Here is an 18,979-nt window from a genome sequence, read left to right on the forward strand (position 1 = left end):
GGGACGGGGCCCGTCAGCGCCGCGAAGGCTGCGCCCGCTCCTCGTCCTCCTCGTACTCCCCCTCGTAGGCGTCCTCGTCGCCGTATTCGTCCTCGGGTCCCTCTTCGGGCTCTTCCTCTTCGGCCGCTTCGCCTTCCACGACCTCGCCCTCGCGGATCTCCCCGCGCCAGCCCTCGATCTCGTCGGGGTGCAGCAGCACCTCGGCCATCAGATGGCGGCGGAAGTGCTTCAGCTCCAGGCGCACCCGACGGCCCTGGGCGCGCCAGATGTTCCCGGTCCGTTCGAAGAAGCCCTGGGGGTAGTACTGGAGGACGACCATGATCCGGGTCAGCTCGGGAGCCAGCTCATGGAAGGTGATCGCGCCGTTGACGTGCCCCTTCTCGGCGCGCGACGTCCAGACGATCCGCTTCTCGGGCACCTGCTCGACGATCTCGGCACGCCACTTGCGGTGCGACCAGAAGACCTGGGCCTTCCACTCCATCTCGGTCTCGGACTCCTGCTGGACGTCCTCGACCTTCTTCATGAAGGTGGGGAAGTCCTCGAACTGGGTCCACAGGTCGTAGGTGAGGTCGATCGGGGCGCCGACATCGATCTCCTCGACGATGTTGGTGACCTTGAGCTTCTTGTCCTTGTCGCCGTCCTTGCCGCCGTTCTCGCCCCCGCCGAGGCCCGGGATGGCTTCCTTGGCCTTGTCCACGGTCTGTTCCTTGAGCTGGTGCAGTCCGGCCTTGACCAGTGGCTTCACCGGGAGTCCTGGGCCTCCGTCGCCGAGATGGGTCACCGTGGTCAGCGCCTTCTCGCCGAGTGCGGTGACCAGGTTCTGCGCTTCCTTCATCAGCCGCTCGGTGGGCAGCTCCTTGGCGAGCGTGCCGAGGGCGCCCGTGCGCCCGTCGTCCGGTCCCTCAGCCATCACCGATCACCCTTGTCGCCCTTGTCTCCCCTGCTGCTTCTGGTCTCGCCGCCGCGGCCTCCCCCGGACGCGGTCCGCTTCCGGGGCCGGTCCGGACGGTCGCCCGAGGGGCGCGTACGGTCTCCTCGCGAGGACTCACCACGGGACGAACCGCCTCGCGATGTCTCACCGCGCGACCGGCCGCCGCCCCCGCGCCGCTCGTCGTGCTCCTGCTCGTCGTCGGCCTTGTGCCCGTCAGGACCGTGGCCGTTCGGGCGCAGTGACGTGGCGCGCTGCTCCAGCCGGTCGCTCAGCGCGTCCATGCGGTGGCTGGCCGCCGACAGCGCGGCCGACCGCCCAGCGGACACCAGCTGGCCGCGCAGCCGCCCGATCTCGGAGGACGCCAGCTCCTGCATACCGCCCGGGAGGTGTCCGGACGCGAGGCGTCGGCCCGCCGCCATCCCGGCGAGGGTGAGCGCCAAGCCCACCTTGTGGCCGCGCCCGAAGAGATAGCCGCCGGTGAAGGCGAGTGCCGCCTGGCTGCCCTTCATGATCGCTCCTCCTCTCACCATGGAAGCGATACGCCCATATGGGCTCATTTTCCAATTATGGTGCATTTCACCCATTCGGCCATCAGGGGATGCGGGGGTCCGACGCGGGACTTCCCGGGCCCGCGACCGCACCCGGGATGCCTGACGCGGCGGACTCGGGCCGCCAGCGCCGGGTGCAGGACCACCTTGGTGTAGCCCTCGACCCGCTTGTCGAACGGCGGACCCGGCCCAGGGCCGGACCCGCCCGCAGCCGGGCCCCGACACCCCGCGGCGGGCCCGGGGGGCTGGGGGTGTCCCCCAGTTTCGGGAAGGGGCGGGGTGGGGTGAATCCACCGGGGTCCGGAGTCCGGCGTCAGTCGACCGGGACCCAGTTCAGGGTGCGCTCCACGGCCTTCTTCCAGCCCGCGTAGCCCTCCGCGCGCTGGTCCTCGCTCCACTGCGGCTCCCAGCGCCGCGATTCGCTCCAGTGCGAGCGCAGCTCATCGGTGTCCCGCCAGAAGCCGGTGGCCAGGCCCGCGGCGTAGGCGGCGCCCAGGGCGGTGGTCTCGGCGATGGCGGGGCGGCTGACCGGGACGCCGAGGACATCGGCCTGGATCTGCATGCACAGCTCGTTGTCGGTGACACCGCCGTCCACGCGGAGGACGTCGAGGTGGATACCGGAGTCGCGCTCCATGGCCTCCACGACGTCCCGGCTCTGGTAGCAGATGGCCTCCAGGGTGGCGCGCGCCAGATGGCCGTTGGTGTTGTAGCGGGTGAGCCCGACGATGGCGCCACGGGCGTCGGAGCGCCAGTACGGGGCGAAGAGGCCGGAGAAGGCGGGGACGAAGTACACCCCGCCGTTGTCCTCGACGGTGCGGGCGAGCCGTTCGCTGCCCGGGGCGTCGTCGATGACCTTCATCTGGTCCCGCAGCCACTGGACGGCCGAGCCGGTGACGGCCATCGAGCCCTCCAGGGCGTACACGGCGGGGCTGTCGCCGAACTGGTACGCCACGGTGGTGAGCAGCCCGCTGGTGGAGCGGACCAGCTCGGAGCCGGTGTTCAGGAGCAGGAAGTTTCCGGTGCCGTAGGTGTTCTTGGCCTCGCCGGGGGCGAAGCACACCTGCCCGACGGTGGCCGCCTGCTGGTCCCCGAGGACACCGGTGATGGGGGTGGGGTTACGCAGCGGGCGGGAGGTGCGGGCCTGGCCGTAGGCCTCGGGGTGGGAGGAGGGGTTGATGACGGGGAGCATGGCGCGCGGGATGCCGAAGATGTCCAGCAGCTCGTCGTCCCAGTCGAGGGTCTCCAGGTTCATCAGCATGGTGCGGCTGGCGTTGGTGACGTCGGTGGCGTGGATGCCGCCGGAGGGCCCGCCGGTGAGGTTCCACAGCACCCAGGCGTCGGTGTTCCCGAACAGGGCGTGGCCCGCTTCGGCGGCCTCCCGGACCCCGTCGACGTTCTCCAGAATCCACTTGATCTTGCCGCCGGAGAAGTAGGTGGCGGGCGGCAGGCCCGCCTTGCGGCGGATGGTCTCGCCGTGGCCGTCGCGTTCGAGGGCGGAGGCGATGGTGTCGGTGCGGGTGTCCTGCCACACGATGGCGTTGTAGTACGGCTGCCCGTTGCGCGGGTCCCAGATGACGGTCGTCTCGCGCTGGTTGGTGATGCCGATCGCGGCCAGGTCGGCGGGTGAGAGGCCACCGGAGCGCAGCGCGTTCTGCATGACGGAGTTGGTGCGCTCCCAGATCTCCACCGGATCGTGCTCGACCCAGCCCGCACGGGGCAGCAGCTGGTGGTGTTCGAGCTGGTACCTCGCCACCTCGCCGCTGTCGTGGTTGAAGATCATGAAGCGGCTGCTGGTGGTCCCCTGGTCCACGGCACCGACGAAGTCCGGCATGCCCACTCCTTCAGCTCTCGGGACCCTCGGGGGCCGGGGTGCGGCCCACCTCCTGCGGTCCGGCCGCCGGGAGGAACCGGCTGATCAGGAACTTGTAGAGGGCGGCGCCGACCAGGCCGCCGATCAGCGGGCCGACGATGGGCACCCAGAAGTAGAGGTTTCCGTACTGGTCCCGCCAGGCGCTGTGGTAGCCGGTGAGGAAGCTGGCGAGCCGGGGGCCGAAGTCACGGGCCGGGTTGATGGCGTATCCCGCGTCGGCGCCCCACGCCATGCCGATCGCGACCACGATCAGGCCGATGATGAACGGCGCCAGGTTGGCCTTCGGGGGCTGGTTCAGCAGATCGGTGACGGCGAAGATCAGCAGCACCAGGATCGCGGTGCCGATGATCTGGTCGCGCAGCGCGCCCCACTCGCTGACCGGCAGCGACCCGTTGCCGGGGAGGGTGGAGAACACGAACTGGGTCTTGAAGGTGTGTCCGGGGTCGGCGTGGCCCAGCACCTCGGTGTAGTTCCAGCGCACCAGCAGCGCCGCGACGAACGCGCCGAGCGTCTGCGCCACCACGTACGGGCCCACCTTGCGCCACGGGAAGCCCTTGAACGCCGCCAGCGAGACCGTGACCGCCGGGTTGATGTGGGCGCCGCTGAGCCGCGCCGCCACGTACACGCCGAGGGTGACGCCGAGCCCCCAGGCCCAGGCGATGGAGTCGTGGTCGCCGAGCGCGCCGACCGGCTTGGTGAGCGCCCCGCCCGCCACCACCTGGGCCACCACACCACAGCCGAAGAGGATCAGAATCATGGTTCCGGCGAACTCGGCGCAGAGTTCGCCGAGCATGCCGCCACGGGTGCCGGTGTTCTTCTCCCCCGCGTTCTTCTCCTCCGCCATGGCCGCCCCTCTCCAGCGGTGTGCGAGCGGCGGTACCGATCGCGTTCGCACCATCGTGTGCGCGGCCCCGGTCCGGTGGCCCGTCCTGCTGCTCCGTACGGGTCACATCGGGCGGTGCACACGGCGGTCTGTACGGATCAGGGGGCGGGCCTGTACCAAGGTCCTTGCCACGTCCCCCCAGGCCCGGAGCGGGCCCGGCCCCCAGCGAGAAGCAGGAGCGCGGATGCTGACCACCGGAGCCACCACCAACTGGGCACGGAACATCACCTTCGGCGCGGCCCGCCTGCACCGCCCGGACTCGCTCGCCGAACTGCGGCGGATCGTCGGCTCCGCCGACCAGGTCCGGGTGCTGGGCACCGGCCACTCCTTCAACCGCATCGCCGACACCGACGGCGATCTGGTGTCCCTGGAACGGATGCCACAACGGGTCGAGATCGACCCCGGCGGCGCGACGGCCACCATCGCCGCGGGCATGCGCTACGCCCAGGTGGCCGAGGAACTGCACCTGGCGGGCTACGCCCTGGCGAACCTCGCCTCGCTGCCGCACATCACGGTCGCGGGCGCCTGCGCCACCGCCACCCATGGCTCCGGCAACGTACAGCGCTGTCTGGCCGCGTCGGTGGCGGGCCTGGAGATCGTGGGCCCCGAGGGCGATGTGTCCGAGCTGCGCCGGGACACCGGAACCGACCGGCTCTCCGGCGCGGTGGTCGGGCTCGGCGGCCTCGGTGTCGTCACCTCGATGACGCTGGACATCGAGCCCGCGTACGAGGTGGCGCAGTGGGTGTGGACCGGGCTGCCGCTGGACCGGCTGGGCGACAGCTTCGACGAGATCTTCGCCGCCGCGTACAGCGTCAGTGTCTTCACCGACTGGCACGCGGACGAGGGCGTGGTGTGGCTGAAGTGCCGTACGGATCTGCCGGGCCCGCCGGAGCCGGGCCAGCCGTGGCTGGGCGGCCACCCGGCCGACCGCCACCACCACCCGGTGCCCGCGATGCCACCGCTGCACTGCACCGAACAGCTGGGCTCGCCCGGGCCGTGGCATGAGCGGCTGCCGCACTTCCGGCCGGACTTCACCCCGAGCAACGGCGACGAGCTGCAGTCGGAGCTGATCCTGCCGCGCACCGCCGCCACCGAGGCCTTCGCGGCGCTGCGCGGCCTCGGGGACCGCATCGCGCCCGTGGTCCAGGTCTCCGAGGTGCGCACGGTGGCGGCGGACGAGCTGTGGCTGAGCCCCGCGTACGGCCGCGACTGTGTGGCCCTCCACTTCACCTGGGTGCCGGACCACGCCGCGGTCATCGAGGTGGTGGCCGCGATGGAGGAACTGCTGCTGCCGCTGGGGGCGCGGCCGCACTGGGGCAAGCTCACGGCGGCCTCGCCGGAGCGGATCGTCGCCTCGTACGAGCGGGCCGCCGACTTCGGACGGCTGCTGGCCGACCACGACCCCGCGGGGAAGTTCCGCAACGCCTTCCTGAACGGATACTTCCCGGCGGACTCCTGGCGCGCCACCCGGTAACCGGTGAACCGCCCGCTAGCCGGTCCAGGACCACTCCGCGACCTCGGGCATATCGGTGCCGTGGTCGCGGATCCACTGGTGGTGGCGGGCGCGGGCGTCCTGCATCCGCTGGCGTACGGACACGGCGCGCACCGCGAGGCCCGGGGTGCGGTCGATGACGTCCATGACCAGGCGGTAGCGGTCCAGGTTGTTGCGGACCACCATGTCGAACGGTGTGGTGGTGGTGCCCGACTCCTGGTAGCCGCGCACATGCAGACGCGGGTGGACGGCGCGCCGGTAGGCCAGCCGGTGCACCAGCCACGGGTAGCCGTGGTAGGCGAAGATGACCGGCCGGTCGCGGGTGAACAGGGCGTCGAACTCGGCGTCCGGCATCCCGTGCGGATGCGCGTCCCGTGGCAGCAGCCGGGTCATGTCGACGACGTTGACCACGCGCACGGCCACATCGGGCAGATGGCGGCGGAGGATCCCGGCGGCCGCCAGCACCTCCTGGGTGGGCACGTCGCCCGCGGCGGCCAGCACCACATCGGGCTCGCCCGCGCCGCTCTCCGTACCCGCCCAGTCCCAGCTTCCGGCGCCGCGAGCGCAGTGGACCCGGGCCTGGTCGAGGTCGAGCCAGTCGAAGCAGGGCTGTTTGCCCGCGACGACGACGTTGACGTAGTCGCGGCTGCGCAGGACGTGGTCGGCCACGCACAGCAGGGTGTTCGCGTCCGGCGGCAGATACACCCGTACGGCCTGGGGGCTCTTGTTGAGCACATGGTCCACGAAGCCGGGGTCCTGGTGCGAGAAGCCGTTGTGGTCCTGCCGCCACACATGGGAGGTCAGCAGGTAGTTGAGGGAGGCGATGGGGCGCCGCCAGGGCAGGTCGCGGGCCACCTTCAGCCACTTGATGTGCTGGTTGACCATGGAGTCGACGATGTGCACGAACGCCTCGTAGCAGGAGAACAGGCCGTGCCGTCCGGTGAGCAGATAGCCCTCCAGCCAGCCCTGGCAGAGGTGTTCTGAGAGGACCTCCATGACCCGGCCGTGCCGGTTCAGATGCTCGTCGGTGGGGAAGACATCCTCCTGCCACGCATTGCCGGTGGCCCGGTAGACGGCGTCGAGCCGGTTGGAGGACGTCTCGTCCGGGCCGACGAGGCGGAAGTCGCGGCGGTCGGCGGTGTCCTCCATGATCTGCTCCAGCAGCCCGCCGAGGACCCGGGTCGGCTCGTGCAGGGTGACGCCGGGCTTGTCGACGGGCACCGCGTACCGGGCGAGGTCGGGCATGGGCAGATCGCGCAGCAGCAGTCCGCCGTTGGCGTGCGGATTGGCGCCGAGCCGCCGGTCGCCCTCGGGGACGGTGGCGAGGACGTCGGGGCGCGGGCGCCCCTGGCCGTCGAACAGCTCCTCGGGGCGGTACGAGCGCAGCCACCGCTCCAGCTGCCGCAGATGCTCCGGGTTCTCCCGGACGGCGGGCAGCGGCACCTGGTGGGCGCGCCAGGTGTCCTCGACGGGCACGCCGTCGACCTCGGCCGGTCCGGTCCAGCCCTTGGGCGTACGGAGCACGATCACCGGCCAGCGCGGGCGCTCGACGGCGTCCTCCTCGCGGGCGGTGCGCTGGAGGAGGGCGATCCGGTCGAGGGCCTGGTCCATGGCGTGGGCCAGCGCCCGGTGCGTCCGCAGCGGATCGTCCCCGGGGCGCGCGGCGACGTGGATCGGCTCGTGGCCGTATCCGCGCAGCAGATCGTCCAGCTCGGGGCCGGGGAGCCGGGCCAGCACCGCCGGGTTGGCGATCTTGTAGCCGTTGAGGTGGAGGATCGGCAGCACGGCGCCGTCGTGCACCGGGTCGAGGAACTTGTTGGCGTGCCAGGAGGCGGCCAGCGGCCCGGTCTCGGCCTCCCCGTCGCCGATGACGCAGACGGCCAGCAGACCGGGGTTGTCGAGCGCCGCGCCGTACGCGTGCGCCAGGGAGTAGCCCAGCTCACCGCCCTCGTGGATCGAGCCGGGGGTCTCCGGGGCGACATGGCTGGGCACCCCGCCGGGGAAGGAGAACTGCCGGAAGAGCCGGGCCATGCCCGCCGCGTCCCGGCTCACATCCGGGTAGACGTCGGCGTAGCTGCCGTCCAGCCAGGACCCGGCGAGCACCGCGGGCCCGCCGTGGCCCGGGCCCCAGACGCAGATCGCGTCCAGGTCACGGGCCTTGATGACCCGGCCGAGGTGGGTGTGGACGAGGTTCAGCCCGGGTGAGGTGCCCCAGTGGCCGAGCAGCCGCGGCTTGATGTGCTCGGGGCGCAGGGGCTCGGCCAGCAGGGGGTTGGCCAGCAGATAGATCTGGCCGGCCGCGAGGTAGTTCGCGGCGCGCCAGTGGGCGTGCAGGGCGCGCAGTTCGTGCTCGGTGGGGGCCGTGGTCGCCGCGTCGGACATGAGCCTCTCTCTCACCTCGTCCTCGACCTGCTTTGAGTGATGCGTACCCCTTTTGCCGGTCGGGTCACGGTCGGACCCGGGCCGTTCGGCCCTGACCCGACCCCGGGCAGCCCAAGTGGCCGGGCGCGCGGCCGGTGGAGGCTGGTCCGCGAGGAGGCGGGGATGAAGCATCGCAAAATCGGCAACGTGATGACCGACGACGTCGTCCGGATCGGCCACGGGGCCTCGTCCGAGGAGGCCGGGGCGCTGCTCGCCCGGCACCGGATCGGCGGGCTGCCGGTAGTGGACGAGGACGACAAGGTCGTGGGCGTGATCACGGGCACCAATCTGGCCCACTCCGATCCCGCCCACCCCGACCGCGCGACGGCCGATCCCGCGATGGGCGGTCCCGCGACGGCCGGGCAGCTGATGTCCCGCCCCGCCGTCACCGTGCGCCCGCAGGACACCATCGTCGACGCCGCGCGCTCCATGGCGCGCCACCGGGTGGAGCGGCTGCCCGTCGTCGACGAGGAGGACCGGCTGATCGGCATCGTCACCCGCCGCGATCTGCTCCGCGTCTTCCTCCGCCCGGACGACGAGATCCGCGCGGAGGTCATCGACGAGGTGCTGGTGCGGTCCCTGTGGCTCGGGCCGCACGCCGTCGGGGTGACCGTCACCGACGGTGTCGTACGGCTGGAAGGGGAGCTGGACCGGCACAGCGAGATCCCGATCGCGGTGCGGATGGCCGCGCAGGTGGACGGGGTGGTGGCGGTCGTGGACCGCCTCACCTACCGCGTCGACGACTCCCGTACGGCGGCCCCCTCGGGCGGTGCGTCATGACGGAGCCCGTACGGCCGACGTCGCGCAACGGCGGCCGGGTCGTGGTCGGCCTGGACGGCTCCGACAGCGCCTGGCACGCCCTGGACCGGGCGGTCGGCGAGGCGCGGCGGCGCGGCGCCACGCTGGAGATCGTGCACGCCTGGCCCTGGGCGCGGACCGATCCGCTCGCCTTCGACGCGGACACCGAGCCGCAGCGGCCCCCGGTCGAGGTCGCCCGGACCGTGCTGCGGCTGGCCATGTCGCGGGCCGCCGAGCAGGACCCGGGCCTGCGGATCGTCCCCACCCTCACCCCGCAGGACGCGGTGCCCGAACTGCTGCGGATCGGCGAACGCGCCTCGCTCATCGTCATCGGCACCCGGGGGCTGGGCGGCTTCACCGGGCTGCTGCTGGGCTCGGTCGGCCTGCGGCTGGCCGCCCACACCCACCGCCCGCTGCTGGTCGTACGGGGCGACACCCCGGCCCCCGCGTACGGGCCCGAGGGCCACGGCAAGGTGCTGGTCGGCGTGGAGAGCGGCGCGGACGAGGCGGCCGCCCGGTACGGCTTCGAGGACGCGATACGACGCCGCGCCCGCCTGCGCGTGCTGTACGCCTGGGCCCGCCCCCGCCTCTTCGCGGGCGACCACGCCCTCCCCTCCCGCGAGGCCGTGGCCCTGCGGGCCGAGCGGGACCAGGAGGTCACGTACCGCGTGGTGGCCGCGCTGCGCGAGGAGTTCGGCCAGGTGCGCGTGCAGGAACACACGACCCACACCGCCCCGGCCCAGGCCCTGGTGGAGGCGTCGCGAGCGGCGGACGTCCTGGTCCTGGCGGTGCAACGCCGAACGGCCCGCCTGGGCATGCAGCTGGGCCCGGTGACCCACGCGGTCCTCCACCACGCCCACTGCCCGGTGGTCCTGGTCCCGGTGGGCTAACCCCCACCCCGCCGAGGGGCCAGCGGTCAGGGGCCGGGGCGGCGGGGCCCCGGCGGCCTGGCCGGGGGTGGTTGGGCCGGTTGACCTGGGGTGGGGCCGGTTGGCCCTAGGCGGGGGGTGGGGGCCTCGTGGTCGGCTGGAACCGGCACCGGGGGCATTCGACACGACGCGGAGAAGCGGACCGGCAAGCACTCACCGCGTACCGCGCACCGCGCAATCCGGGCCCACGAGAAGCGGGCGGCCCCCGGCGCCGCGACGCCAGCGCCAACGCCCCGCACGAGAGGAAGTGGCCATGAAAGCACTCGTCTTCCAGGGGCAAGGGCTGTCCTCCTGGCAGGACGTGCCCGACCCCGGCATCGAGGACGCCACCGACGCCATCGTCCGCGTCGACACGGTCACCGTCTGCGGCACCGATCTGCACATCCTCAAGGGCGAGGTGCCCGACGTCAGGCCCGGTACGGTCCTCGGCCACGAGGCCGTCGGCGAGGTGGTCGAGACCGGCCGCGAGGTGCGGAGCGTACGCCCCGGGGACCGGGTGCTGGTGTCGTGCATCTCGGCCTGCGGCCACTGCCGGTTCTGCCGGGAGCGCGCGTACGGGCAGTGCCGTGGTGGCGGGGGCTGGGTCCTGGGGCGTTCGATACACGGCACGCAGGCCGAGTACGTCCGGGTGCCGTTCGCCGATCTGTCCACGCATCCGCTGCCCGCCGCGGCGGACGCCCAGTACGCGGTGCTGCTGGCGGACGTGTTCCCCACCGCCTACGAGGTGGGCGTGCTCAACGGCCGGGTCGCGCCGGGCGACACGGTGGCGGTGGTCGGCGCGGGCCCGGTGGGGCTCGCCGCGATCGCCACCGCCGAGTACTTCTCCCCCGGCCGGATCATCGCCGTCGACCTCGCCCCGTCCCGGCTCGACGCGGCCAAGCAGGTCGGGGCCGACGCGGTGGCGGACGCCGCCGAGGAGCCCGAGCGGCTGATCGACGACCTCACCGAGGGGCTGGGCGCCGATGTGGTGATCGAGGCGGTGGGGACGCCGCGGAGCTTCGAGATCTGCACCCGCATGGTGCGTCCGGGCGGACGGATCGCCAACGTCGGCGTACACGCCCGGCCCGCGACGCTGCACCTCGAAGAGCTGTGGAAGAAGAACATCACGATCACGACCGGGCTGGTCGACACGTACTCCACGCCCACGCTGCTGTCGATGCTGGCCGCGGGCCGACTGCCCGCGTCCTCGCTCATCACCCACCTGTTCGAACTCGACCAGATGGAGGAGGCGTACGACGTGTTCGCCGGGTCCGCCGACACCGGCGCGCTCAAGGTGGCGATCGGCGGACACCATCCACCCCTGGTCACCCGAGGGAAGTGAACGGCGATGGCCGAAGCATCGAGGACGGCTCACGCGGACACCCGGCCGATCGGCGCCGGAGGCGGCGGCGACCTCGGCCGCCGGGTGGCGCTGCGACGCGAACAGCTCGGCCTTTCCCGGGCGGCCCTGGCCGCGCGGGCGGGCACCTCGCCGGGCTATGTGCGCTACGTGGAGGAGTACCCCGCCGATCCGGGCGCCGGAGTCCTGCTCCGGCTCGCCGCGGCCCTGGAGACCAGCGCGGCCGAACTGCACGGCGGCACCGCCATGTCCCCGCCCGGCCTCGGCCGCGCCGGGCACGACGCCGATCTGCTGGAGCTGAGCCCACGGGAATGCCGGGACCTGCTCGCCACGCACGGCGTGGGCCGGGTCTCGGTCTCCACCGCGCCGGGCCCTGCCATCGTGCCCGTCAACTACAGCGTCGTGGACGACGCCGTGGTGTTCCGGACCGCGCCCGACGCCACACCGGCGGCCGCGGCGGGCGCCGAGGTGGCCTTCGAGGTGGACCACATCGACGAGGCGCTCAGCGAGGGCTGGAGCGTGCTCGTGGTGGGCCGCGCCCGGCGGGTCACCGACCCGGCGGCGGTACGTCGGCTGGACGACGCGGCGTACACCCCGCCCTGGCCCGGCGGCGGCCGCGACCTGTGGCTGCGCATCGAGCCCGAGCGCGTCACCGGCCGCCGGATCCGGGTGCTGGGCGGCCCGGGGTGACAGAGCGCTGAGAGCAGGAGGATTCCGTGTCCCGGACCGCGCGCATCGTGAGCGATGTGATGACCCATACCGTCGTCGCCGTCGGCCGCGAGGCGCCGTTCAAGGAGATCGTCAGGACGCTGGAGCAGTGGAAGGTGAGCGCCCTGCCGGTGCTGGCGGGCGAGGGACGGGTCATCGGGGTGGTGTCCGAGGCAGATCTGCTGCCCAAGGAGGAGTTCCGGGACAGCGATCCGGCGCGCCTGTCCCAGCTGCGCGACCTCCCGGGCATCGCCAAGGCGGGCGCGGTGAGCGCCGGTGAGCTGATGACGAGCCCGGCCATCACCGTGCACGCGAACGCGACGCTCGCCGAGGCGGCCCGGATCATGACCCATCGGCGGGTCAAGCGGCTTCCGGTGGTCGACGGCGAGGGACGGCTGGAGGGCATCGTCAGCCGCGCCGATCTGCTGAAGGTGTTCCTGCGGCCGGACGAGGAGATCGAGGACGAGGTGCGCCGCGAGGTGGTGGCGCATCTCTTCCCGGCGCCGGGTCAGGCGGTCGAGGTACGGGTGAGCGAGGGCGTGGTCACCCTCACCGGACATGTCCGGGACGCCGTGCTGATCCCGGCCGCGGCCCGGCTGATCCGGGCGGTCGAGGGCGTCGTGGACTTCGACAACCAGCTGACCACGACGCATCTGACGGCGGGGCCACCGGCCTGAGAACACATGCAGCCTGAGAACACACGCAGCCTGAGAACACATGCAGGGTGACGGATGACGCGGCTACCTCAGGCGGCGCGTCCAGCGGGGTCCGACCTCGGCCCACGCCCGCTCCCACTCACGCTCCCGGCCCCGGTCCAGCCGCCACCGCACCACCCCACGGCCCACCAGCGACACCAGGCACACCCCCGCCGACGCCGATGCCCCGGCCAGCGTGGCCCGGGTCGCGGCCTGCCGCTCCGTGGGCGGGTCGGTGACGAGACGGCCGCGGTCATCGGTCCAGACCGTGGTGGCCGTACCGGCGCGCCTGCCCTCGTCGACCCGCGCCGTGCCGGTGTGCACGACGCCGTCGGGCCCGGTCCACCGCACCTCGGCGCGCACCCGCGCGGTGTCCGTGCCGTCGGCGGCGGGCAGCGCGGCGGGCGCGTTCTCCAGCAGCACCGCGGGCACCCGGTGCCGGTCCGCGCGCTCCTGCCGCAGGCCGTCCGCGACGGCGTCGCCGGTCGCGACGCCCGCCGCCGGGCCGCCGACCACCATCACCAGGCCGGTCACCAGGACCACCCAGGCTTCCACCACGTCCGAGCGGCGTTTGAGGGGATTGCGCCGCCATCGCCACAACCACCGCCCCCGCACGTTCGTGCCCATGATTCAGACCGTGGCACGCGTACGGAGGTGAGACGAGGGCCGTGCAGCCCTCTCCACCGGGGGCCTTTCGGTCCCGTCGCGGCCGTGCGGGGGCCCGTTCGGCCCTGGTGCGGCGCGGGGCGGATGCGCCACGCTCGACTACCGGGGGCCGGACGGACGTACGTACGTACGTAGCGGAACGACGGCGAGGGCGCCATGACCGAGACCTGGGCCGGGACACGGGCGACACCACCGGCGCCCATCAGGGTGTTCCTGCTCGACGACCACGAGGTGGTACGGCGCGGGCTGCACGATCTGCTGGACGCCGAGCCGGACATCGAGGTCGTCGGCGACGCGGGCACGGTGGACCACGCGCTGGCCCGGGGCCCCGCGCTGCGGCCCGACGTGGCCATCCTGGACGTCCGGCTGCCGGACGGGGACGGCATCACGGTCTGCCGGGAACTGCGCTCCCGCATGCCGGGGCTGGCCTGTCTGATGCTCACCTCGTTCGACGACGACGATGCGCTGCTGGACGCGATCATGGCCGGGGCCGCGGGCTATGTGCTCAAGCAGATCAAGGGGTCCGACCTGGTTTCCGCCGTACGGACCGTCGCGTCCGGCCAGTCGATGCTGGACCCGGCCACCACGGCCCGGCTGATGAGGAGCCTGCGCGGCGACACCGCCCCGCAGGAGCCCCGGGACGAGGCGCTGGCCGGGCTGTCGCCGCGCGAGGGGGAGATCCTGGCGCTGATCGGCGAGGGACTGACCAACCGGCAGATCGGCAAGCGGCTCTTCCTGTCCGAGAAGACGGTCAAGAACCACATCTCACGGCTGCTGGCCAAGCTCGGCGTCGAACGCCGTATCCAGGCCGCCGTCCTGGCCAGCCACACGCCCCCGTCCCCGCCCCCGGCGCAGGCTCCCGACGCCCGTCCTGCCCCGCCCCGCTGACCCTGCCCGTCCCCGCTCCGACCATCGGCCCGCCCCCGGCGAGGAGAAGACCATGCAGCCCGCAGTACTGGACGCGGCGACGCTGGAGAAGCTGATCTCCGCCGCCGTCGCCGCTCCGTCGATGCTCCACGCCCAGCCGTGGCGGTACCGGCTGAACCCGGACACCGTCGCCCTGGAGGTCCGGGCCGCCCCGGAGCGCGGGCTGCGGCAGGCCGACCCCATGGGGCGGGCGCTGTGCGTCTCCGCCGGGGCCGCGGTGTGCAATCTGCGCGTGGCCGTGGCCCACTTCGGCTGGGAGCCGGTGGTACGGCTGCTGCCGCACCGCTCCCAGCCGGACCTGCTGGCCACCGTACGGCTGACCATGGCCCCGCACGGCGTCCCCGCCCCGCACCCCGACGGCGCCCACCCCACCACCCTGTACGACATGATCTGGCGGCGGCCCGGCGGCCGGTTCCCGTTCCCGGGGCGCAGGCTGCCGCCACGGGAGCTGGGCGCGTTCACCGAGGCCGCGCGCCTGGACGGGGCGTCGCTCTATCCGGCGGGCCCCGAGGAGACCGCGCGGCTGCTGGAGCTGACCGCGGAGGCCGAGCGGCGCAGCGCCGATGACCACCACGGGCCGGGGGCGGACGGCTGCCGGGGGCGCGACAGCGGTCCGTACGGCATTTCCAAGGGCCTGCCGGTGACCGCGCTCGTCGAGAGCAGGCCGACGATCGCCGTGCTCACCACGGCCCACGACCGGCGCGCCGACTGGCTGCGGGCCGGTCAGGCGCTGGAGCACGTCCTGCTGCTGGCGACGGCGCACGGCATCCGGGCCTCGCTGCTGCACCAGGCGCTGGAGTGGTCCGATCTGCGCTGGGCGCTGAGCGACGGGCGGCGCGCGCCCGGCCATGTCCAGATGCTGATCCGGCTGGGAGGCGTCAGCGCTCCGGAAACCAGCGCTGCGGACGTGGGCGTCAGCGGTCCGGAAGGGGCACGTCCCACACCAGCCGGGTGCCACCGTCCCGGGGTGCGCTGAGGTCCAGCCGCCCGCCCAGCTTCTCGGCGCGCTCCGCGAGGTTGCGCAGACCGCTGCGGCGGCCGCCGTCCGGGATGCCGACGCCGTCGTCCGTCACGGTCAGGGCGAGCCGTGCGCCCCGTACGATCAGCGTCACCTCGGCGGTGTGCGCCCGGGCGTGCCGGGCCACGTTGGACAGCGCTTCGGCGAGCACCGCGACCATGTCGTCCGCGACCGGCCGCGGCACATCGGTGTCGACCAGGCCCTCGGTGCGCAGCGCCGGGGTGAAGCCGAGCGCGGGCACCGCCTCCTCGATGGTCTTGGCGGTACGGACGCGCAGCCCCTGCACCGCCGGACCCGCCTCGTGGGAGCGCAGCCCGAAGATCGTGGAGCGGATGATCTTGATGGTGTCGTCGAGGTCGTCCACCACCCGCAGCAGCCGTTCGGAGCCCTCCGGGTGCTGGACGAAGCGCAGAGTGGACTGGAGCGTCATCCCGGCCGCGAACAGCCGCTGGATGGCCAGGTCGTGCAGATCGCGGGCGATGCGGTCGCGGTCCTCCAGCAGGGCGAGCTGTTCGGCGTCGCGCCGCCGCTCGGCCAGCTTCATGGCGATCGCCGCCTGGCCCGCGAAGCCGAGCAGGGTGTCCGTCTCGATCTGGGTGAAGGCGGGGCTGCCCTCCGTACGGGCCAGGGAGAGGACGCCGCCGACCCCGTCGCTGGTGCGCATGGGGACCGCGACGGCCGGGCCGAGGCCGTTCCAGCGCCGGGGGCCGACCGTGATCCGGGGGTCGTTCGCGACGTCGGTGCTGGTGACCGGCTCGGAGGCGGTGAAGGCGGCTCCGGCGAACGTGCCCTCGCGGGGCAGCACCAGACCTCGGTGCGCCTCGGCGTCGGTGCCGGACGCCAGCGCGACCTGGAGGGAGTCAGAGCCGGTGACGGGCAGCATCAGCACGCCCAGGTCGGCGGAGAGGATGCGGCGGGCGTGGTCGACGATCAGCTCCAGCACCCCGGTCTCGTCCATGCCGGACAGCAGGTTGTTGGTGACCTCGGCGTTCGCCTCCAGCCAGTGCTGGCGGTGCCGGGCCTCGTCGTACAGCCGGGCGTTCTCGATGGCGACCCCGGCGGCCACGGCGAGGGTGGACAGCACCGTCTCGTCCTCGCCGTCGAACTCCTTACCCCCGCGCTTCTCGGTGAGGTAGAGGTTCCCGAACACCTCGTCCCGCACCCGGATGGGCACGCCCAGGAAGGAGTGCATCGGCGGATGGCCGGGCGGGAATCCGTACGAGGCGGGGTGCTCGGACAGCTCGGCCAGCCGCAGCGGCTCGGGGTGGCGGATCAGCTCGCCGAGGATGCCGTGCCCGGCCGGGAGCGAGCCGATCGCCTCGCGCTGCTCCTGGCTGACGCCCACCGGCAGGAACTCGGCCAGCCGCTGGTCGTCGCCGACGACGCCCAGGGCCCCGTACTCGGCGTCCACCAGCACCACCGCGGCCTCGACGATCCGCCGCAGCACCTGGCGCAGATCCAGCTCGCGGCCGACCGAGAGGACCGCTTCGAGCAGGTTGTGCAGCCGGTCCTGGGTGCCGCGCACGGCGTCGATGCGCACCTGCAGCTCCTCCAGCAGCTCGTCCAGGCGCAGCCGGGGCAGGTACTCGGAACCTCGTACGTTCTCCATGCCCACCACCGTGTTTCCCGTCAGCGTGGCCCGGGCGCCCCGCCGAGCAGTTCGCCGAGCCGGTCGAGGAAGAGCTGCTGCTTCGCGACGATCTTCGTACGGGCCCGGTCGAGGTCCAGCCAGGCGACCCGGTCCAGCTCCGGGAACTCCCGGGTGCGGCCGGATCCGCGCGGCCACTCCATGGCGAACGTGCCGGGGGTGATCCGTTCCGGGTCGAGGTCGCCCGCCAGGGCCCATACCGTGACCAGCTTGCCGCCGGTCTGCCGTACGGTGCCCAGCGGGCGGAGGTCGCCCGGGGGCGGCGGCAGCCCCAGTTCCTCCTGGAACTCGCGCCGCGCGGCGGTCTCGGGCAGCTCGTCCCCCTCGTACTCGCCCTTGGGTACGGACCACGCGTGCTCGTCCCGGGCGGCCCAGAACGGCCCGCCCATATGGCCCAGCAGAACCTCGGTGTCCGGGCCCGTCCCGCGGTACAGCAGGATCCCGGCGCTGCGTTTACCCGTCACAGTGCCAGTGTGCGCCGGAACGCGCGGGCTGCCGCGTTCAGCGCTTGACGGCGTATCCGAGGTAGGTCACCCGTGGCCGGGCGTCCGGGGCCAGGACGAACCCGGCCAGCGGCGGGATCCGCTCGTCGGTGATGCGGCCTCGGCGGCGGGCGACGGTGGCCGTGATGAGGCCGCGCGGGTCGCGGGGGCGGAAGTCGCAGATGTCGTCGTTGCGCAGGCCGTGCCGGTCGAGCGCGGCGGTCAGCTCGGCGGGGGTGCGCAGCCGGGCGGCGGTGTAGCGGCCCGGGGGCATGATCCGGGTGAGCGGGAGGCGCTGGAAGGCGCCGAGGTAGACGAGCCGGGACAGCGGGGTGCGGTTGACCGTGTCGTAGACGAGGACGCCGCCGGGGCGCAGCAGGCGGGCGGCCTCCGCGAGCACCCGGTCGAGATCGGGGGTGATCTCGAAGGTGTCGGCGTAGTAGGCGAGGTCGAACGAGGCGTCGTTAAGGCCCAGTTCCCCGGCGGGCGCGGTCCGGTAGTCGACGGCGGGGTGGCCGTGCGGGTGGGTCTCGCGGGCGATGCGGGTGGCGGTGGCGGACGGGTCGACGGCGGTGACGCCGAAGCCGAGCCCGGCCAGACCGCTCGCCAGCAGCCCCCGGCCGCTGCCGACCGCCAGGGCCCGGCGCCCCGCCGGGGTGCGGCCGAGGGCGGTGAGGGTGGTGCGGACGTAGTCCATGCGGCACTTCTGGAAGGCGACGGCCCTGATCTGGCGGCCGTCGACGGCCTCGGGCGAGGGTGCGTCCAGCTCGATGCGCGGGGTGCGCGGGGTGGCTGCCATGGTCTTCCTCCGTCGCAGGCGCGGGCGATGGTGAGTTCCCTGAGGAAACTTAACACTCCGGGTTCCCCGAGGGAACGCGGGTAGGGTCGGGGCATGACCCGTACTCCGCTCGCCGATGTGGCCTGCTCGATCGCCCGCGCCACCGATCTGTTCGGCGACGCGTGGACCGCGCTGATCATGCGGGACGTGCTGTCCGGGGTCAGCCGGTTCGACGACCTCGCCCATGACCTCGGCATCTCCCGCAAGGTGCTGGCGGCCCGGCTGTCCCGGCTCGTCGAGGAGGGCGTTCTGGTCAAGGAGCGCTATCAGGAGCGGCCGCCGCGCGAGCACTACCGCGCGACCGGGAAGGGCGAGGAGCTGTACCCGGTGCTGCTGGCGCTGATGGCCTGGGGCGACCGCTGGTGCGCGGGTACGGACGGGGTACCGGCCCGCGTCCGCCATCTGACCTGCGGCCGGGACACCACGCCCGTCACCGCGTGCGCGCACTGCGGCGATCCGCTGACCGTCGACAACACCACCCAGCTGCCGGGCCCCGGCGGCCGCACCGGCCCCGGCACCCGGGTCCTGGGCCCGCTGCTCGCCTCCCGCGAACCGGAGTGACGGTCCGGGGGCGGCGCACCGGCGGCCACGGGGTCCGGGACTCCGCGGCCGCCGGTGGTCCGCCTCCGGCCGGGAGCTGACCGGGGGCCGACCTGGGGCTGCCGCTCCGCCGCGTACAACCGGGGAGAGACACCGCGGAGCGGCAGCGAACCGAGTCTCGGGAGGACCCGGACGAGCCGCGGAGGCGTGGGATTCCCCGGCGGCTCAGGGGCGGGTACGGAGCGC

18 protein-coding genes are annotated in these 18,979 nt (G+C 73.3%); 9 read left to right on the top strand and 9 right to left on the bottom strand.

Annotation, left to right across the window (positions count from 1 at the left end):
* Window positions 1-13: 13 nt before the first annotated feature.
* From ACFV9T_RS14360 to ACFV9T_RS14375, 4 genes are all read right to left on the bottom strand, one after another.
* Window positions 14-910, bottom strand: a complete 897-nt coding sequence (locus ACFV9T_RS14360) for an SRPBCC family protein (protein ID WP_385439847.1) — start codon at window positions 908-910, stop codon at window positions 14-16.
* Entirely contained in the window at window positions 910-1,440 is a 531-nt protein-coding gene (locus ACFV9T_RS14365; protein ID WP_385439849.1) for a hypothetical protein, read from the bottom strand. Before ACFV9T_RS14365 ends, ACFV9T_RS14360 begins: the two co-directional genes overlap by 1 nt.
* Before the next feature lie 352 nt (window positions 1,441-1,792).
* The gene (gene glpK / locus ACFV9T_RS14370) at window positions 1,793-3,310 is read right to left on the bottom strand and encodes a glycerol kinase GlpK (protein ID WP_385439851.1); all 1,518 of its coding nucleotides are present in this window, start codon (window positions 3,308-3,310) and stop codon (window positions 1,793-1,795) included.
* Between the two features lie 10 nt (window positions 3,311-3,320).
* Window positions 3,321-4,193: an MIP/aquaporin family protein gene (locus tag ACFV9T_RS14375; RefSeq protein ID WP_385439853.1), complete on the bottom strand. Its 873-nt coding sequence runs from the start codon at window positions 4,191-4,193 to the stop codon at window positions 3,321-3,323.
* Between the two features lie 223 nt (window positions 4,194-4,416).
* On the opposite strand from ACFV9T_RS14375, the gene ACFV9T_RS14380 reads away from it, so the two are divergent.
* Window positions 4,417-5,706, top strand: coding sequence for an FAD-binding protein (locus tag ACFV9T_RS14380; protein ID WP_385439856.1), 1,290 nt, complete (start codon window positions 4,417-4,419; stop codon window positions 5,704-5,706).
* 15 nt (window positions 5,707-5,721) lie between these two features.
* Here ACFV9T_RS14380 and ACFV9T_RS14385 read toward each other — a convergent pair whose 3' ends face one another.
* Window positions 5,722-8,106 (bottom strand): phosphoketolase, encoded by a 2,385-nt coding sequence (locus tag ACFV9T_RS14385; protein WP_385439859.1) that lies wholly within the window; start codon window positions 8,104-8,106, stop codon window positions 5,722-5,724.
* A gap of 162 nt (window positions 8,107-8,268) precedes the next feature.
* Between ACFV9T_RS14385 and ACFV9T_RS14390 the strand changes: the two genes are divergently transcribed.
* From ACFV9T_RS14390 to ACFV9T_RS14410, 5 genes are all read left to right on the top strand, one after another.
* Window positions 8,269-8,925 (top strand): CBS domain-containing protein, encoded by a 657-nt coding sequence (locus tag ACFV9T_RS14390; RefSeq protein ID WP_385439861.1) that lies wholly within the window; start codon window positions 8,269-8,271, stop codon window positions 8,923-8,925.
* Window positions 8,922-9,833 (top strand): universal stress protein, encoded by a 912-nt coding sequence (locus tag ACFV9T_RS14395; protein ID WP_385439862.1) that lies wholly within the window; start codon window positions 8,922-8,924, stop codon window positions 9,831-9,833. Before ACFV9T_RS14390 ends, ACFV9T_RS14395 begins: the two co-directional genes overlap by 4 nt.
* A 292-nt stretch (window positions 9,834-10,125) precedes the next feature.
* On the top strand, window positions 10,126-11,193 hold the full coding sequence (locus tag ACFV9T_RS14400) for an alcohol dehydrogenase catalytic domain-containing protein (protein WP_385439864.1): 1,068 nt from the start codon (window positions 10,126-10,128) through the stop codon (window positions 11,191-11,193).
* 6 nt (window positions 11,194-11,199) lie between these two features.
* Window positions 11,200-11,901, top strand: coding sequence for a pyridoxamine 5'-phosphate oxidase family protein (locus ACFV9T_RS14405; RefSeq protein WP_385439867.1), 702 nt, complete (start codon window positions 11,200-11,202; stop codon window positions 11,899-11,901).
* Window positions 11,902-11,927: 26 nt separating this feature from the next.
* On the top strand, window positions 11,928-12,596 hold the full coding sequence (locus tag ACFV9T_RS14410) for a CBS domain-containing protein (RefSeq protein ID WP_385439869.1): 669 nt from the start codon (window positions 11,928-11,930) through the stop codon (window positions 12,594-12,596).
* 63 nt (window positions 12,597-12,659) lie between these two features.
* Here the strand turns inward: ACFV9T_RS14410 and ACFV9T_RS14415 are convergent, their stop codons facing one another.
* On the bottom strand, window positions 12,660-13,241 hold the full coding sequence (locus ACFV9T_RS14415; RefSeq protein ID WP_385439872.1) for a hypothetical protein: 582 nt from the start codon (window positions 13,239-13,241) through the stop codon (window positions 12,660-12,662).
* A gap of 195 nt (window positions 13,242-13,436) precedes the next feature.
* Here ACFV9T_RS14415 and ACFV9T_RS14420 point away from each other — a divergent pair, with 195 nt between their 5' ends.
* A complete protein-coding gene (locus ACFV9T_RS14420; RefSeq protein WP_385439874.1) occupies window positions 13,437-14,168 on the top strand; it encodes a response regulator in 732 nt (243 codons plus the stop codon).
* A gap of 52 nt (window positions 14,169-14,220) precedes the next feature.
* Window positions 14,221-15,183: a hypothetical protein gene (locus tag ACFV9T_RS14425; RefSeq protein WP_385439876.1), complete on the top strand. Its 963-nt coding sequence runs from the start codon at window positions 14,221-14,223 to the stop codon at window positions 15,181-15,183.
* Here the strand turns inward: ACFV9T_RS14425 and ACFV9T_RS14430 are convergent.
* Genes ACFV9T_RS14430 through ACFV9T_RS14440 form a run of 3 tightly spaced genes read right to left on the bottom strand, consistent with a single transcriptional unit; the run spans window position 15,122 to window position 18,154 of the window.
* Window positions 15,122-16,834 carry a GAF domain-containing protein gene (locus tag ACFV9T_RS14430; protein WP_385439877.1) on the bottom strand — a complete coding sequence of 571 codons (1,713 nt, stop codon included), beginning with the start codon at window positions 16,832-16,834 and terminating at the stop codon, window positions 15,122-15,124. The two genes, ACFV9T_RS14425 and ACFV9T_RS14430, sit on opposite strands and share 62 nt — an antisense overlap.
* A 20-nt stretch (window positions 16,835-16,854) precedes the next feature.
* Entirely contained in the window at window positions 16,855-17,337 is a 483-nt protein-coding gene (locus tag ACFV9T_RS14435) for an NUDIX domain-containing protein (RefSeq protein WP_385439880.1), read from the bottom strand.
* Between the two features lie 37 nt (window positions 17,338-17,374).
* The gene (locus ACFV9T_RS14440) at window positions 17,375-18,154 is read right to left on the bottom strand and encodes a methyltransferase domain-containing protein (RefSeq protein ID WP_385439882.1); all 780 of its coding nucleotides are present in this window, start codon (window positions 18,152-18,154) and stop codon (window positions 17,375-17,377) included.
* A gap of 93 nt (window positions 18,155-18,247) precedes the next feature.
* On the opposite strand from ACFV9T_RS14440, the gene ACFV9T_RS14445 reads away from it, so the two are divergent.
* The gene (locus tag ACFV9T_RS14445; protein WP_385439885.1) at window positions 18,248-18,754 is read left to right on the top strand and encodes a winged helix-turn-helix transcriptional regulator; all 507 of its coding nucleotides are present in this window, start codon (window positions 18,248-18,250) and stop codon (window positions 18,752-18,754) included.
* The last annotated feature ends 225 nt before the right edge of the window (window positions 18,755-18,979 follow it).

The sequence above is a fragment of the Streptomyces sp. NPDC059850 genome (assembly GCF_042731515.1).
GTDB lineage: Bacteria > Actinomycetota > Actinomycetes > Streptomycetales > Streptomycetaceae > Streptomyces.

What these genes read in the sequence shown, in the direction of transcription:
- ACFV9T_RS14360 (WP_385439847.1), bottom strand. Translation starts at nt 910, where the DNA reads ATGGCTGAGGGACCGGACGACGGGCGCACGGGCGCCCTCGGCACGCTC.
- ACFV9T_RS14365 (WP_385439849.1), bottom strand. Translation starts at nt 1,440, where the DNA reads ATGAAGGGCAGCCAGGCGGCACTCGCCTTCACCGGCGGCTATCTCTTC.
- glpK (WP_385439851.1), bottom strand. Translation starts at nt 3,310, where the DNA reads ATGCCGGACTTCGTCGGTGCCGTGGACCAGGGGACCACCAGCAGCCGC.
- ACFV9T_RS14375 (WP_385439853.1), bottom strand. Translation starts at nt 4,193, where the DNA reads ATGGCGGAGGAGAAGAACGCGGGGGAGAAGAACACCGGCACCCGTGGC.
- ACFV9T_RS14380 (WP_385439856.1), top strand. Translation starts at nt 4,417, where the DNA reads ATGCTGACCACCGGAGCCACCACCAACTGGGCACGGAACATCACCTTC.
- ACFV9T_RS14385 (WP_385439859.1), bottom strand. Translation starts at nt 8,106, where the DNA reads ATGTCCGACGCGGCGACCACGGCCCCCACCGAGCACGAACTGCGCGCC.
- ACFV9T_RS14390 (WP_385439861.1), top strand. Translation starts at nt 8,269, where the DNA reads ATGAAGCATCGCAAAATCGGCAACGTGATGACCGACGACGTCGTCCGG.
- ACFV9T_RS14395 (WP_385439862.1), top strand. Translation starts at nt 8,922, where the DNA reads ATGACGGAGCCCGTACGGCCGACGTCGCGCAACGGCGGCCGGGTCGTG.
- ACFV9T_RS14400 (WP_385439864.1), top strand. Translation starts at nt 10,126, where the DNA reads ATGAAAGCACTCGTCTTCCAGGGGCAAGGGCTGTCCTCCTGGCAGGAC.
- ACFV9T_RS14405 (WP_385439867.1), top strand. Translation starts at nt 11,200, where the DNA reads ATGGCCGAAGCATCGAGGACGGCTCACGCGGACACCCGGCCGATCGGC.
- ACFV9T_RS14415 (WP_385439872.1), bottom strand. Translation starts at nt 13,241, where the DNA reads ATGGGCACGAACGTGCGGGGGCGGTGGTTGTGGCGATGGCGGCGCAAT.
- ACFV9T_RS14420 (WP_385439874.1), top strand. Translation starts at nt 13,437, where the DNA reads ATGACCGAGACCTGGGCCGGGACACGGGCGACACCACCGGCGCCCATC.
- ACFV9T_RS14425 (WP_385439876.1), top strand. Translation starts at nt 14,221, where the DNA reads ATGCAGCCCGCAGTACTGGACGCGGCGACGCTGGAGAAGCTGATCTCC.
- ACFV9T_RS14430 (WP_385439877.1), bottom strand. Translation starts at nt 16,834, where the DNA reads ATGGAGAACGTACGAGGTTCCGAGTACCTGCCCCGGCTGCGCCTGGAC.
- ACFV9T_RS14440 (WP_385439882.1), bottom strand. Translation starts at nt 18,154, where the DNA reads ATGGCAGCCACCCCGCGCACCCCGCGCATCGAGCTGGACGCACCCTCG.
- ACFV9T_RS14445 (WP_385439885.1), top strand. Translation starts at nt 18,248, where the DNA reads ATGACCCGTACTCCGCTCGCCGATGTGGCCTGCTCGATCGCCCGCGCC.